Source organism: Streptomyces sp. NPDC006551, from assembly GCF_040611675.1.
Lineage (GTDB): Bacteria > Actinomycetota > Actinomycetes > Streptomycetales > Streptomycetaceae > Streptomyces.
The window spans coordinates 1-14,962 of sequence record NZ_JBEXOT010000063.1; the positions used below are offsets into that span (position 1 = coordinate 1).

General features: G+C 70.9%; 7 protein-coding genes. 2 read left to right on the plus strand and 5 right to left on the minus strand.

All coding sequences use genetic code 11. The features are described 5' to 3' along the window. Together ABZY12_RS32175 and ABZY12_RS32180 are read left to right on the plus strand one after the other, a co-directional pair. Positions 1-6,501: ricin-type beta-trefoil lectin domain protein (locus tag ABZY12_RS32175; RefSeq protein WP_356896609.1), on the plus strand; the 6,501-nt coding region annotated here is incomplete at its 5' end. Continuing rightward, complete coding sequence (locus tag ABZY12_RS32180; protein WP_356896611.1) at positions 6,498-7,016, plus strand: HEAT repeat domain-containing protein; 519 nt, start codon at positions 6,498-6,500, stop codon at positions 7,014-7,016. The genes ABZY12_RS32175 and ABZY12_RS32180, both read left to right, overlap by 4 nt. A 104-nt stretch (positions 7,017-7,120) precedes the next feature. Here ABZY12_RS32180 and ABZY12_RS32185 read toward each other — a convergent pair whose 3' ends face one another. From ABZY12_RS32185 to ABZY12_RS32205, 5 genes are all read right to left on the minus strand, one after another. Beyond that, the gene (locus ABZY12_RS32185; RefSeq protein WP_356896613.1) at positions 7,121-8,599 is read right to left on the minus strand and encodes a penicillin-binding transpeptidase domain-containing protein; all 1,479 of its coding nucleotides are present in this window, start codon (positions 8,597-8,599) and stop codon (positions 7,121-7,123) included. Continuing rightward, on the minus strand, positions 8,596-9,978 hold the full coding sequence (locus tag ABZY12_RS32190; RefSeq protein WP_356896615.1) for an FtsW/RodA/SpoVE family cell cycle protein: 1,383 nt from the start codon (positions 9,976-9,978) through the stop codon (positions 8,596-8,598). The genes ABZY12_RS32185 and ABZY12_RS32190 overlap by 4 nt, the downstream gene beginning before the upstream one ends. Before the next feature lie 56 nt (positions 9,979-10,034). Further along, positions 10,035-11,339, minus strand: coding sequence for a HAMP domain-containing sensor histidine kinase (locus ABZY12_RS32195; RefSeq protein WP_356896617.1), 1,305 nt, complete (start codon positions 11,337-11,339; stop codon positions 10,035-10,037). After that, a complete protein-coding gene (locus tag ABZY12_RS32200) occupies positions 11,336-12,181 on the minus strand; it encodes a hypothetical protein (RefSeq protein ID WP_356896619.1) in 846 nt (281 codons plus the stop codon). The genes ABZY12_RS32195 and ABZY12_RS32200 overlap by 4 nt, the downstream gene beginning before the upstream one ends. A 463-nt stretch (positions 12,182-12,644) precedes the next feature. Then, a complete protein-coding gene (locus ABZY12_RS32205; RefSeq protein WP_356896621.1) occupies positions 12,645-14,924 on the minus strand; it encodes a PBS lyase in 2,280 nt (759 codons plus the stop codon). Positions 14,925-14,962 lie beyond the last annotated feature (38 nt).

Consider the following 14,962-nt stretch of genomic DNA (forward strand, 5'->3'; position numbering starts at 1 on the left):
AACAACCAGGCCTCCTGGATCGGTGACGGCTGGGACTACAACCCGGGCTCGATCACGCGGACGTACAACAACTGCCGCCAGGACTCCAAGAGGGCCGGGTCGAACAACTCGACCCACAAGACGGCCGACCTGTGCTGGGGCTCGGAGAACGCCACTCTGTCGCTGGGCGGCATGACCACCGAGCTGGTGTGGGACGCGACGAAGGGCCCGCTCGGCTCCGACGGCAAGCCCGTCGGCCAGTGGTTCACCTCCAACGGTGACGGCTCCAAGATCGAGCGGATCAAGGACACGTCCAAGGACCCGCGTTCGGGCCTGAAGGACAAGGACGGCGAGTACTGGGTCGTCACCACCAAGGACGGCACGAAGTACCACTTCGGTCTGAACAAGCTCCCCGGCTGGTCGGACAACGGCACCGCCGCCGACGACCCGTACACCGACTCCGTCCTCGCGGTCCCGGTCTACGGCAACCACTCGGGCGAGCCCTGCTACGCCGGCTCGACGACCGCCGACTGGAAGAACTCCTCCTGCCACCAGGCCTGGCGCTGGAACCTCGACTACGTCGAGGACATCCACGGCAACGCCATGTCCCTCTTCTGGGCGCGCGAGGAGAACTACTACGCGAAGAACTTCTACTTCAAGGGCCCGGTCAAGTACCACCGCGGCGGCTACCTGAAGCACATCTACTACGGCCAGCGCAAGGAGTCGATCTTCTCCGCGGAGGCCCCGGCGCGCATCGGCTTCACCGTCGCCGAGCGCTGCTACCCCGAGGCAGGTCTGACCTGCTCGGACAGTGAGTTCGAGGACAAGGACCCGGGCAAGTACCGCATCTGGTACGACACCCCGGCCGACCTGAACTGCAAGGCCGTCACCTCGACGTACACCCGCAAGTGCTGGAACGCCGGTCCGACGTTCTGGACCCGCAAGCGCCTGGACAAGATCACCACCTCCACGCAGCGTCGCACCGACACCACCGCGCGTCAGGTCGTCGACGAGTACCAGCTCAAGCAGAGCTTCCCGGTGCTGAAGACCGGCGCGAACACGGCGCTGTGGCTGGAGTCGATCCAGCGCACCGGCTACGCCCGCAACGGCTCCACCGATGCCTCGGTGAAGCTGAACGCGGTGCGGTTCGAGTCGAACTCCGACGACATGCCCAACCGCGTCTACCGCGGCAGCCCGGCGACCGACCCGCGGCCCGGCTTCTCGCGTCTGCGCATCGAGCGGGTGATCAACGAGTACGGCGGCGAGACGGCTGTCACCTACAAGCCCCGTACGCCCGAGTGCCTCGACAGCACCAACCTGCCGGGCAAGACCGAGACCGCCGCGCTGAAGTCCAACACCCGGCTCTGCTACCCGGTGTTCTGGCACCCGGACGCCGAGGTCGAGGACATCGACTGGTTCAACAAGTACGTGGTCGACTCGATCGAGGAGCTGCCGAACGTCGACGGCTCGTACTCGACGCTGACGGCGTACGACTACAAGAACGCCGGCTGGAAGCTGGCCGAGGCGGAGTTCTCGAAGAAGTCCACCCGGACCTACTCGCAGTTCGCGGGCTTCGAGCAGGCCGCCGTCATCACCGGTGAGCGCAAGGCCACCGCCGACAGCGGCGAGGGCACCACCCCTGGTGAGGACGTCCCCGGCGCCGAGGGCCCGAAGACCAAGGCCGTCACCCGCTTCTACCGCGGCATGGGCGACACCGTCCCCGTGAAGGACGTCCACGGCAACGTCATCAAGACGTCGGACGGCCAGACCGTCTACGACCGCGAGGCCTTCGCCGGCCGCATCGCCGAGGAGCTGTCCTACAGCAACGCGACGGACGCGGACACCGACTGGCTGAGCCGCAGCATCACGATCCCGCAGGCGACCGAGCTGGCCCGCCGCGACCTCGGCGACGGCCTGAGCCCGCTGCAGGCGTGGCGTGTGACCGAGCCCGAGGAGATCGCGTACACGAAGTCCTCGGGTACGGGTGACGACACCCGCACGCTGCGGACGGTCAAGACCAACTCGACCTACGAGTCGACGTACGGTCTGCCGACTCTGGTGGAAAGCCTCGGTGACACCGGCAAGACCGGTGACGAGTCCTGCACCAAGCTCGAGTACCTGCACCGCACGGACAAGAACCTGATCGGTCTGTCGAAGCAGGTCCTGGTCTCGCCGACGACCTGTGCGAACGCCAACTGGACCAACCTGTCCACCCTCAGCGGGGCGCAGCGTACGGCGTTCGACGGCACGACGTACGGCACGGCCCTCGGCGCCACCACCCGTGGCCTGGCCACCGAGTCGTGGTCGCTGAACGGCACCGGCACCGACTTCCAGACCAACGGCACCACCGGTTTCGACGAGATCGGCCGGGTGATCCGGACGACCGACCCGGAGCAGCTGACCAAGCCGACTCCGAAGTCCTCCACGATCAGCTACGAGTCCATCGGCCCGGCCACGGGCCAGGTCTTCAAGGTCACCACGACCAACGTGCTCGGCCACACCACGATCCAGGAGCTGGAGCCGGGCCGCGCGGTCACGCTGAAGACGACCGACGCCAACGGCCACATCAGTGACGCGAAGTTCGACCCGCTGGGCCGTCTCGCCGAGGCCTGGGCCCCGGGCCGCACGACGGGCGTGCCGGACTTCAAGGCCGAGTACACGATCCCGGCGGAGGAGACCGACCCGAACGACCCCGACGGCGGAAAGACCCGCAAGCCTCCGTACGTCACCACGTACACGCGCGGCTACGAGGACCGAGTCGAGAAGTCCGTCACGATCTACGACGGTATGGGGCGCGAGCGGCAGTCGCAGGAGGAGGCGGACGGCGGCGGCCGTCTGATCACCGACACGCTGTACAACAACGCCGGTGAGATCTACCAGACCAACAACGCCTACCTGAACCAGGACGAGCCCAGCGGTCTGCTGTTCACGCCGCGCGCGGACACCACCGTTCCGAACATCACCCGTTACAAGTACGACGGCCTCGGCCGCGTGCTCGAGGAGATGCCGGTCCTCAAGGTGAAGGCCCCCGGAACGACCGAGGCCATCTCCCAGGAGGTCCCCGAGAAGGCCGTCCGCTACGAGTACGGTGCCGACTGGTCGAAGGTCATCCAGCCGCAGGGCGACTCGTCCTACCGCGTCTGGACCGACGCGCTCGGCCGCACCGTCCGCACGGACACCTTCAACCCGGCGGCGCCGGGCGGCTTCACGTCGACGCGCTACGAGTACGACGTGCAGGGCCAGCCCGTGAAGGCGACCGCCTCGGCGGACCCGACGCACCCCTGGTCCTGGACGTACGACCACCGCGGCCGCCTGGAGACCGCCACCGACCCGGACACGGGTACGACCCGGAACGAGTACGACTCCCTCGACCGCCCGCTGACCACGACCAACGGCCGTGGCCTCAAGATGTGGAACGGCTACGACGAGCTGTCGCGGCCGACCCAGGTACGGGAGAACAGCTCAGCCGGCAAGCTGCTGTCCGAGTTCACCTACGACACCGCTCCGGGCGGCAAGGGCATGCCCGCCGCCGCCACCCGGTACACGGACACGCTGGCGTACACGCAGAAGGTCAACGGCTACACGAAGGACTACCAGCCGACCTCGACCACCCTGTCCCTGCCGCAGTCCATCGTCGACACGTGGGGCTTCGCCAAGGACTACACGTACGACTACGTGTACTCCGACAACGGCATGCTGAACGAGGCCACCCTTCCCGCGGCGGGCAAGTTCGCCAGCGAGAAGATGGTCATCCGCTACAACGAGGACGGCAAGCCGCTCTCGATCTCCGGCAAGGACTGGTACGGCTCCGAGACCGTCTACTCGCCCTACGGCCAGGTGCTCCGTTCCACCCTCGGCGCCATGCCGTACCGGGTGTGGACGCAGAACACGTACGACGAGAGCAGCGGTGAGCTCACGGAGCAGTCGGTCCACCGCGAGAAGGGCGGCCCCAACGACACCACCGCCGACAGGACCCTCGTCGGCGGCACCCTGGTCTCGAACCGGGCCTACACCTACGACCCGGCCGGCAACGTCACCTCGATCCAGGAGAAGTCCGTCGGGATCGAGGAGCGTGAGTGCTTCGTCTACGACCCGATGGGTCAGCTGAAGTCCGCCTGGACCAACAAGGAACCGGCGGCGCGGGGCTGCTCCACGCCGAAGAACACCGACGGCACGCTCAACGCGACCGCCGGAGACGGTTCCGGCTACTGGCAGGAGTACGAGTACGACCTGCTCGGCAACCGCACCAAGCTCACCGAGAAGGACCTCTCCGGCAACACCGCCAAGGACGCCGTCAGCACCTACGCGTACGGCAAGGCCGACGGCAGCCAGCCGCACACGCTGACCAAGGTGTCGAAGACCTACACCACCCCCGCGGGGCAGCAGGTCAAGGCCGAGGCCACGCGTCTGTACGAGCTGACCGGTGAGACCAAGTCGATCACCTCGGTCGAGAACGGTGACAAGCAGGAACTGAGCTGGACCTACGACGGTCAGGTGGACCGGATCACCGGTCAGGGCTCCGGTGGCAAGACCCCGTACCTGGGTCTCGGCCAGAAGTGCCTCGACCTGAAGTCGGGTCTCGCGTCCGCCGGCCAGGCGATCCAGCTGTACGTCTGCAACGGCACGGTGGCGCAGAGCTGGCAGTTCGAGCCGGTTCCCGGCTCGACGGCGACCCCGCAGACGGACCCGAACCTGGGCACCCTGAAGGTCTACGGCAACTGGTGCCTCCAGCCGGCCGCCAACACGGCGGGCTCCGCGCTCCAGCTGCAGAAGTGCAACGGGACCAGCGCCCAGCACCTGAAGCGCAACGCCTCCGGGCAGTTGACTCACGTCGCCTCCGGTCTGTGCCTCGCGGTGCAGGGCGCGGCGAACGTGAACTCGACGCCGATCGTGCTCGCCACCTGTGACGCCGCTTCCACGGCCCAGCAGTGGCTGCCGCAGAACGACACCCGTCACATCTACGGCCCCGAGGGCGACCGGCTGCTGACCATCCAGGGCAGGCAGGCGACGCTGCACCTGGGCGAGGTGCAGGTCACCGTCCAGCAGGGCGGCGTCCTGGTCCGCAGCGAGCGCACGTACTCGACGCCCGACGGCGCCATCCTGCGTTACGCCAACGGCACGGGCGGTGAGACGCTCACCGCGCTCGCCACGGATCACCAGGGCAGCGTGTACGCGGAGGTCGCCCTCTACACCGGCATGCCGGTGCGGGTGCGCAAGCAGGACCCCTTCGGCAACCAGCGCGGTGCCGACAGGACGGGGCAGAACCTCCAGACCGGCAAGGGGTTCCTGGGCCAGACGCGGAACGACGCCGCCGGCTTCCAGCCGCTGGGTGCCCGTCTCTACGACCCGGTGGTCGGACGCTTCCTGTCCGCGGACCCGATGCTCGACCTGAACGACCCCCTGCAGTCCAACGGGTACGCGTACGCGCAGAACAACCCGGTCACGTACTCCGACCCGAGCGGTCTCGCGATCACCCTGACCGCCTCGGAGAAGGCCGCGGCCCTCAAGGGCGCGGGACTGTCAGCGGCGATGGTCGCCCAGGCGCGAGGCACCATGGGCAAGTCGCTGACGTCGGTGATCATGGGGGCGGCCTGGGGCATCCTGAGCGACTTCATCGGTCTCAGCGATGCCATGGCCTGCTTCGGCGGTGACATGTGGTCCTGCGGCAGCATGATCATCGGAGCCATCCCGTGGACCAAGCTGGGCAAGATCCCGTCCGTTCTGAAGGCCGTCGACCGCACGATCGACGCGATCCAGGCGTTCAAGAAGGCGAAGAAGCTCGCCGAGCAGGTCCTCGCGAAGGCCAAGGCCGCCGAGGCGGCAGCCTTGAAGGCCAAGAAGGCCGCCATCGAGAAGGCCAAGAAGGAAGCCGCGCAACGGGCCAAGAAGAAGGCCGCCGAAGCAGCCAAGAGAAAGGCCGACGCGGCAGCCGCGGCGAAGCGCAAGACGGGTAACCACACCCAGAAGCAGGCCCAGGCCAAGGCGGCGCCCAAGCCCTCCTCCATGCCGCAGCGCAAGCCCGTCGCCAGTGGCAAGAGCTCCGGCGGCGGAGGCGGCGGCAAGTCCGGCGGCTCCTCCCGCAGCAACGGTGGCTCCAGCGGCGGCGGCGGCTCCGGCAAGGCTGATCGTGGCGGTGACGATGACTCTGAGGGGGAAACGTATTATCGGACGATGAGCGAGTCGCACTACCAGACCCTGAAGGATGGTGGTGGTCTGTCGGCGACCGCGGAGACGTTCATTTCCCCGACGCAGGCGTTCTCGGAGGCCTACGACGGTGTCCTCGTGAAGTTCACCGTGAAGCCGGGTACCACTGCGGCCCTCCAGCAGATCGGTGTGCGAGACGCCTCCAGGGCGACGCGTGCGAAGTTCCCGAACATGCCGCTCGTCGGCAAGGGCTGGCGCAAGAAGAACGCCTTCTTCAAGGGAGAGGGCGAGGAGCACATCAACATCGGTCTCGGTGGCGGTGCCGCGCTCAAGCTCTTCAACGAAAACATCGACGCGTGGGAGGTGATCAGGCGATGACGCCTGAGGAGCAGGATCTGGTTCTGGGGCTGGTGGTCGCGCCGGGACAGGGCCCGAGCCGCACGCTCGATGAGGTGCTCACCCACTTCGGCGAGTCCGATGGTGCGGCCCTGGCGCTCCGGCTGCTCCGGGACGCCATGGAGCGTCAGGACGCCGACGACGTCGAGATGGCGTTGATCGTCAAGGGCGCCGCCGGTGCCTCGGGTGAGGAGTTCCTGGAGCCGTTGCTCGAGCTGTGTGGTGCCGACTGGCACTACAAGCACGAGGACGTCGTGTCCGGCCTGGGTACGTTTCGGTCGCCCAGGACGGTGCCGGCGCTCGTCGCGGCGACTCGCTGGGTTCCCGAGTACCTGGACTTCGACGAGTCCCGGGCCCTCGCGGTGAAGGCGATCTGGGCTCTCGGCGCCATTCCCGGCCCGGAGGCCCGGGAAGCCCTCGAGGGCTTGCGCGACGACGAGAACGAGATCATCCGCGAGAACGCGCTGAAGCAGCTCGCTCGCCGCGGCGAGCTCTGACCGCGGAGTCGTAGCCCTTCATCCGGAGCGCCCGGCCGAGTCTTCCTCGGCCGGGCGTTCCGCCGTTTCCGGAGCTGTCGTGAGGCGGGGCATCACGCCGCGCCTCACCGCCCCCGCGCCTCCGCCTCCAGCCGCAACCCCTCCTCCATCACCGCCCGGGCGATCGGCGCCGCGCTGCCGCCCCCGCTGATCTCCGTGCGCCGGGCCTCCGCGTCCTCCACGACCACCGCGACCGCGACCGCCGGCTGGGCCGAGTCCGGGGCCTGGGCCCAGGCGATGAACCAGGCGTAGGGGGTGCCCGTGTTGCCGAGGCCGTGCTGGGCCGTGCCCGTCTTGCCGCCGACCGTCGCGCCGGGGATCGCCGCGTTCGTGCCGGTGCCCTCCTCGACCGCCTTCACCATCAGGCTCTGGAGCTGGGTCGCGGTCGAGGGGCGCATCGCCTGGCGGTAGCTGCGGCGGCCCGTCGTGTCGACCGTCCGGCCGCCCGAGGTCGTCGTCCGCTCCACCAGGTGCGGGTGGGCGATCTCGCCGTTGTTGGCGACCGCCGCCGCCACCATCGCCATCTGGAGCGGCGTCGCCGTCGTGTTGAACTGGCCGATGGACGACAGCGCCAGCTGGTCGTCGCTCATGTCGGTGTCGAAGTTCGACCTCGCGACCCACGACGGGATCTTCAGCCCGGTGTCGTTGAAGCCGAAGTTCCGCGTCGCGTCGACCATCTCCTCCAGGCCGACCTTCACCCCGAGCCCCGCCATCACCGTGTTGCACGACCACTGGATCGCGTACGCCAGCGACTCGTCGCCGCACCCCTTCGCCTCGTTCGGCAGCACCTGCCGCGTGCCCGGCAGCACGAACGGGTCGGGAGTACGCGTCGGCGCGTTCACGTCCGTCACCACGCCCGCGTCCAGGGCCGCCGCCGCGGTCACGATCTTGAAGGTGGAGCCGGGCGGGTAGGTCTGCCGGATCGCCCGGTTCAGCATCGGCTGGTTCGGCGAGGTGGTCAGCCGCGCCCAGGCGTCCTTCACCGTCGGCCCGGTGCCCGACAGCACCCCCGGGTCGTACGACGGGCTGCTCACCAGCGCCAGGATCCGCCCGCTCGACGGCTCGATCGCCGCGACCGCTCCCCGCTTCCCGTCCAGGCCCCGGTACGCCGCCTCCTGCATCGACGCCCGGATCGTCGTCACCGCGTCCCCGCCCGGCCGCCGCCCCCGGCTGATGTCGTTCCAGAAGGGGAACGGCGCCAGCATCGGGTCCGTGCCGGCGAGGACCGCGTCCTCGGCGTGTTCCAGGAAGGTGGTGCCGTACGTCTGCGAGGCGTACCCGGTCACCGGGGCGTACAGCGGGCCCTTCTTGTACGTGCGTTCGTACCGCAGCTGCTCGCCGCTGTCGCGCGCCCCCGTCACCGGCTTCCCGTCGACCAGGATCTCGCCACGCGGCTGGCCCCATCGGGCGATGGCCACCCGCCGGTCGGCCGGGTTCTCGTCCAGCGACTCGGCCCCGAAGACCATCACCCGGGCCGCGTTGACCAGCAGCGCCGCCAGCAGGACCAGACAGAGCGCGGCCGCGCGCCGGATGTACGGGATCACCGGGCGTCCTCCACGACCGGCGCGAAGAACGCGGGCTCGGCCACCGGTGCGGGATACGGCGCCCGTGCCGAATCGCTGACGCGGATCAGCAGCGCCACGATGACCCAGTTGGTGACCACGGACGAGCCGCCCTGCGCCAGGAACGGCATCGCCATGCCGGTCAGCGGGATCAGGCCCATCACCCCGCCGGCGATCACGAAGACCTGGAGCGCCAGGATCGAGGCGAGCCCGATCGCGAGCAGCCGGCCGAAGGGGTCGCGCAGCGCGAGGCCGGCGCGATAGCCGCGGGCGACCAGCAGCGCGTACAACAGGAACAGGGCGGTCAGGCCGACGAGGCCGAGCTCCTCGCCCGCCGTCGCCAGGATGAAGTCCGACTTGGCGGCGAAGCCGATCAGGATCGAGTGCCCCGAGCCGAGGCCGGCGCCGAGCATCCCGCCGGCGGCGAAGGAGAAGAGCGACTGGGCGAGCTGGCCCGGGCCGTCGCCCGCCTCGATGGAGGCGAAAGGGTTCAGCCAGTCCTCGACCCGGCTGTGGACGTGCGGTTCCAGGGAGCCGACCGCGAAGGCTCCCACCGCCGCCAGGAGCAGGCCCACCGCGATCCAGCCGGTCCGGCCCGTCGCCACGTACAGCATGATCACGAAGATGCCGAAGAAGAGCAGCGAGGTGCCCAGGTCGCGCTCCAGGATCAGTACGCCCACGCTCAGCACCCAGATCGCGACGATGGGGCCGAGCACGCGGCCGGTGGGGAACTGCAGCTTCCAGACCCTCCGGCCGGTGTACGCCAGCGCGTTGCGGTTGGCCGCGAGGTACGCGGCGAAGAAGACGGCCAGCAGGATCTTGGCGAACTCGCCCGGCTGGAAGGAGAGACCGCCGATCCGGATCCAGATCTTGGCGCCGTTCACCGCCGGGAAGAAGATCGGCAGGGTCATCAGGGCGAGGGCGGTGGCCATCGACAGGTACGCGTACCGCTGGAGCGCCCGGTGGTCGCGCACCAGCACGACGACCGTGATGAACAGCGCCACCCCGAGCGTCGACCAGACCAGCTGGGTGGGCGCGGCCCGGTCGTACGGCGTCTCCAGGTCCAGACGGTAGATCAGCACCAGCCCCAAGCCGTTGAGGAGGACCGCGATCGGCAGCAGCAGCGGGTCGGCGTAGGGCGCGCCGAAGCGGACGGCGAGATGGGCGAGGAGCGCGAGCAGACCGAGGCCGGCGCCGTAGCGGGCGGCGTCGGGCGGCACGGCGCCGTTCCTGGCGAGGCCGACCTCGGCGTAGCCGTAGACGGAGATCAGGACGGCGCAGACGAGGAGACAGAGTTCCACGCCACGGCGCTTCGGGGTGGACAGCCCCGTCGGGGGAGCGTCCGCCGTCGTTGCGGTCATGGTCCGCAACGTAGCAAGCAGTAAGCGTTATATCCCTTATGTGTGACGGTGTGCCGTCAGGGGGCCGCGTGCCGACCAGAGCCCGGTTCGTCTTCCGCGTCGCCGAACCGTACGTACGCCGGCAGCGTCAGCCGGGCCAGCGCCCCGCCCCCGCCGTCCGGCGGGTGGGCGAAGACCAGCTCCGCGCCGATGACTTCCGCCTGCCCCGCCGCGATCGTCAGACCGAGCCCGTGGCCCTTGCCGCCGCTCTCCGTACGGAACCGCTGCGGCCCCGATTCCAGCAGGTACTCCGGGTACCCGGGCCCGTGGTCCCGCACGGTCACGACCGGGCCGTCCACGGTCAGGACGACCGGCGGGGCGCCGTGCTTGTGCGCGTTGGCGACGAGGTTGCCGAGCACCCGTTCCAGGCGCCGCCGATCGGTCTCGACCGTGGCGTCCCGGACGATCCGCACCTCGGTCGGCGTCCCGGAGGCGCGCACCACCCGCTCCGCGACCGGTCCGAGCTCGTGCACGGCCAGGTCCACCGTCTCGTTGCGGGCGTCGAGCCGCGAGATCTCCAGCAGGTCCTCGGTCAGCCCGCGCATCGCCTTCACCCGGTCCCGTACGAGCTCCGACGGTCGCCCCTCCGGCAGCAGTTCGGCCGCGGCGGACAGTCCGGTGAGCGGGGTCCGCAGCTCGTGTGCAACATCGGCGGTGAACCGCTGTTCGCTCTGCAGCTTGCGCTGGAGCGAGGAGGCCATGGTGTCGAGCGCCCCGGAGACCGTGGCGACCTCGTCCTGGGGGCGGGAAGGGTCCTTCGTACGGGGGTCGTCGACGCGGGCGTCGAGGTCGCCCGCGCTGATCCGCCGGGCCACCTGAGCCGTCAGATGCAGCCGTCGTGTGACCCGGGTGACCGCGAACGCGCCCACGAGCAGCGTCGCGCCGATGGCCAGGACCGAGGAGCCGAGGATCGACCGGTCCAGACCGCTGATGGTCTCCGCGCTCGTCGAGTAGTCCGTCCGTACGGCGAGGGCGCGGCCGTCGGCGGGACCGGCCGCCCACATCGTCGGCCGGCCCTCGTACGAGGTGACCATGGTGCCGCGCTCCCCGCCGACGGCGAGCGCGCGCAGCGAGCCGGGCAGGCCCTCGGGGTCGATCCCGGCGAACCGCGGGAGCGGGTCGCCCGCCTCGTAGGCGCGGGCGGCCGCGGTGAGCCGGTCCAGTGCTCGCTCGCGGGAGTCGTTCACGGTCCGCCCGGTCACCGAGACGTGGACGAGGATGCCGAGCAGGGCCGCGAGCGCGCAGCACATGACGGTGATGAAGACCGCCGCTTTCCAGGTGAGCGTCGCGGCCCAGGCGGGGAGGCGCGGGCGCGGGCTCATGGGCGGCCTCCGGCAGGGCTGCCCTCAGGGGCGCCGCCCCGGGCCCCTTCGGAGGTCGTCTCGGGGGTGGGCTCGGCGCTCGTCTCGGGGGTGGGCGGGGTGCTGGACGCGGAGGTGGGCGCGGCGCTCTGCTCTGCGCTGGGCTCGGGGGGCGGCGAGGCGGCCGGGCCGCGCGGCTTGACGCGGACGATCTCGTCCCGGGTCGCCAGCATCGAGTGCTGCTGCTCGTCCCAGGACCAGGCGGTGCGGTACTCGTACCCCGGAATGCCGGCCGAGCTGACCCGCATGATCAGGTCCCGGCCCGCCGTCTCCACGCTGATGACCTGGTCGACGGTCGCCATGATCCGGGTGAGGCCGCCGTTCTCGGCGAGATAGACCCGGACGCCGAACTGCTGCTCCGGCATGCGGATGCCGGCGATCAGTTCGTCACGGCCGTCGCCGGTCAGATCGCGGTAGTACGGCTTCATCACCGGGCAGGTCTTCGGCTCCGTCGTGCACCGGGCGATCTGCCGGGCCGTCTCCTCGTACATGCCGTCCGCCCCGCTGTACGTGTCGGGGTGGGCGTTCGCCTCGGCCTGGATCACGGCCACTGGGTCGACGCGGTGGACGTCGTCGCCCGGCGCCTTGATGCCGGGGACCCGCTGCGTGTCGGTCTCGCCGTAGTCGAGGGGCGGCGCGGTCGCGGGCGGCAGATCGGGCCAGAGGCGGACCGGACCGACGGCGGTGGGCGTCGGTCCCGCGCTCTCGAGGCCGCCCACATCGCCGCAGCCGGAGAGCGCGAGCAGCGCCGCCGCGGCGGACAGGGCCACGGCGGCGGCGTACGGCAGCCCGCGCGGTCTCACACTGCTCCAGGATGTCGTCGGTGCGGTGACCGTGCTCGGTCGGGCGCCACAGGTGATCATGCGGAGCCCGGGACGATCGGTCTTCCCTTCCCTTAGACCTTATTCGTAGGAAAGTCCTTTTTACTTACGTCCGACGGCTCGGGCTCGGCGCGGGTGAGGTACGGAGCGGGGGCTCCAGGGTCATCGGTCGCCGGTTCTACGGGCGCCTTCGAGGTCCGCAGGACCCAGCGGCCCCCGGTGTCGGTGGTCCGCAGGGTTCAGCGGCTCCGCGTCTCCGTAGTCCGCAGGGCCTCTCGGCTCCCCGTCTCAGGGGGCCGCGGGATCCAGCGGCTCCGCGCCTTCGTGTCCGCAGGTCCCGGCGGCTCCACGCCTCTTTGGTCACCGCCCCAGCGGCTCCGCGCCTTCGTGTCCGCAGATCCCGGCGGCTCCGCGCCTCTTTGGTCACCGCCCCGGCGGGGTGGGCTCAGGCGCGCCGGCCCCACTCCATGCGGTCCAGGGCCGCGTGGCAGAAGGCCACGAGCTTCTCGTCCTGGTGGATGTCATGGCTGCCCGAGCCGTGCTCGCGGACGTTGTGGCGGCGGCGCCGGGCCAGCTCGCTCCGGATCGCGGGCTCGGCCTCCCGTGCCGCCGGCCCCATCTCCGCCAGGCACTCGGCGATGTCCACGCGCGCGTGCGGGTTCTCCTCCCAGGCCCTGAGCAGTACCGGCAGCGTCGCCTCCACGTCCCCCGCCACCCGCCACAGGGCCGTGGCTCCGGCGACCCGTACCCACACGTCCCGGGCCCGCAGCCCCGGTCGCAGCGCGGGCGCGCTCCGCGCCGCCGCCGGGCCGATCGAACCGAGGGCGTGGGCCGCCGCGCACCACTCCGGCTCGGCGGCGCCCGGCCGCAGCCACCCCTCCAGGGCCGGCAGCACGGCCGCCGCCTCGCCCTCCACCGACCACAGCGCGAGCGCCGCGCTCGCCGAGACGGTGGCCGAGTCGCAGACCAGCAGCTCGCGTACGTCCGGGACGGCCTCCCGGGCCGCCGGACCGAAGGCCGCCAGCGCCCGCAGGGCCGACTCCCGCACCCAGTCCCGCCGGTTGGGGGGCGCCCCGCGCAGCACCCGCAGCACCTCGGGCAGGGCCTGCGCGCCCCGGATCGCGGTCAGGGCGAAGAGCAGCGGCGCCGCATGGTCGTAGAGCCGGTCGTCCAGCTCGACCCGTGCGAGTCTGCGGCGCAGCACCGGTGCGAGCGGTACGGCGGCGGGGCCGAGGGCGTCGACCGCGTACAGCAGCTCGCGGCGCACCTCCGGCTCCATGAGCGCCCTGGCGAGGAGCGGTACCGCCCGGGCGTCGCCGGACCGGGCCAGGGCGAGCAGCGCCCCGCGGCCCCCGGTCCGCGCTCCGGACCCACCCTGCCCCAGCGGCGTCGGCGGCCCGGAGGCGAGGCGGGCGGCGAGGGCGTCGGTGGCGGGGCCCGACAGCTCGAAGAGCCGCTCGAGGAACGATGTGGCGGCCTCGCGCAGTCTCGGGTCCGGGTCGGCGAGCTGGTCCCCGATGACCCGCACCACCTCCTCGTACCGGCCACGCCACATCCGTATGAGCCCGCCGCACAGCCAGATGGCGTCCGAGCGCCGGGACCGGTCGGGGCTGCGCAGCTGGGCGAGGATCAGGGCGATCCGGTCGTCGACCCGGTCGTCCAGGGCGGTGTGCAGGGTGCGCAGCAGCTCGTCGGTCCAGGGGGTCCGGCGATCGGCCGGCTGCTCGTCGACGAGCTCACGGACCTGTCCGGCGAGAGCGGGCGTGGCCGGCCACCCGCTCTCCGTGAAGAGGCCGGTCGCCTCGGTGGCCTCGGTTTCCAAGGTGGGGGCCTCCGGTGCCTGGGTTTTCCAGGTCGGGGTGTCCTGTGCCTCGATTTCCGGCGCCCCGGTCTCCCAGGTCGGCGCCTCCCGCGCGAGGACCTCCCGTGCCTGGGTGCCGTCCTGCGCCTGGGGCTTCCGGGCCGGGGCGTCGTCGTGCCCCGGGGACGCGGTCCGCACCTCGTCGAGCAGGGCCGTCACCCGCTCCACGATGTCGTCCGGGACCTCGCCGGGGGCGCACCGCGCCAGTTGGGCCAGGGCCGCGAGCCGCAGTCCCGGCGCCTGTGCGGCGCGGGAGAGCCATCCGAGCCAGTCGACGGTCTCGTCGCGCAGCGACTCGTGACGCCGTGCGATCCGCCCGACCGCCTCCACCAGGGCGAGCCGTACCTCCGTGTGGCGCTCGACCGTGAGCCGCTCACGCAGCAGCGTCAGTACGCGCGCCGGCTCGGGATGCATCGAGGCGAGCGCGCACGGGGCCGCCAGCCGCACCTCCGGGTCGGGATCGCCGACGAGCCCGAGGAACACGTCCGCTCCGGCGGCGACGGCCGCCGCGGCCATCGCGTAGTTCGCCGCCGGGATCAACTCCCCGTCATCGGGGTCGAGTTCGTCAAGTTCGTCGTCCCCGCCGAGATCGATGCCACCGATGCTGGTCAGCAACTCCACGATGCCGCCCCGGTCTTGGACGGAGGCGTCGGCGACGAGTTCGAGGAGGAAGGGGATGCACGCGAGGGTGGAGTCGTACACATCGCCCTGGTGGTGCACCGCCCCGTACATGCCGTCGAGGGCGAGCTCGCGCTCCGTGGAATCGTCCGAGGCGAGCCCGCGCAGCAGCCCCGGCACATCGTCGGCGGGCCCGTACGCATGCCCCAGTGAGGCCCAGTCGACCTCCTCGATCCCCGTCAGCATGCCGGCCGCCGCCTTCCCCGTGAGCGCTGTACCAGGGA

Excerpts from the sequence above, each read along its gene's own strand:
- ABZY12_RS32195 (WP_356896617.1), bottom strand. The coding sequence starts at position 11,339 with ATGAGCCCGCGCCCGCGCCTCCCCGCCTGGGCCGCGACGCTCACCTGG.
- ABZY12_RS32190 (WP_356896615.1), bottom strand. The coding sequence starts at position 9,978 with ATGACCGCAACGACGGCGGACGCTCCCCCGACGGGGCTGTCCACCCCG.
- ABZY12_RS32205 (WP_356896621.1), bottom strand. The coding sequence starts at position 14,924 with ATGCTGACGGGGATCGAGGAGGTCGACTGGGCCTCACTGGGGCATGCG.
- ABZY12_RS32180 (WP_356896611.1), top strand. The coding sequence starts at position 6,498 with ATGACGCCTGAGGAGCAGGATCTGGTTCTGGGGCTGGTGGTCGCGCCG.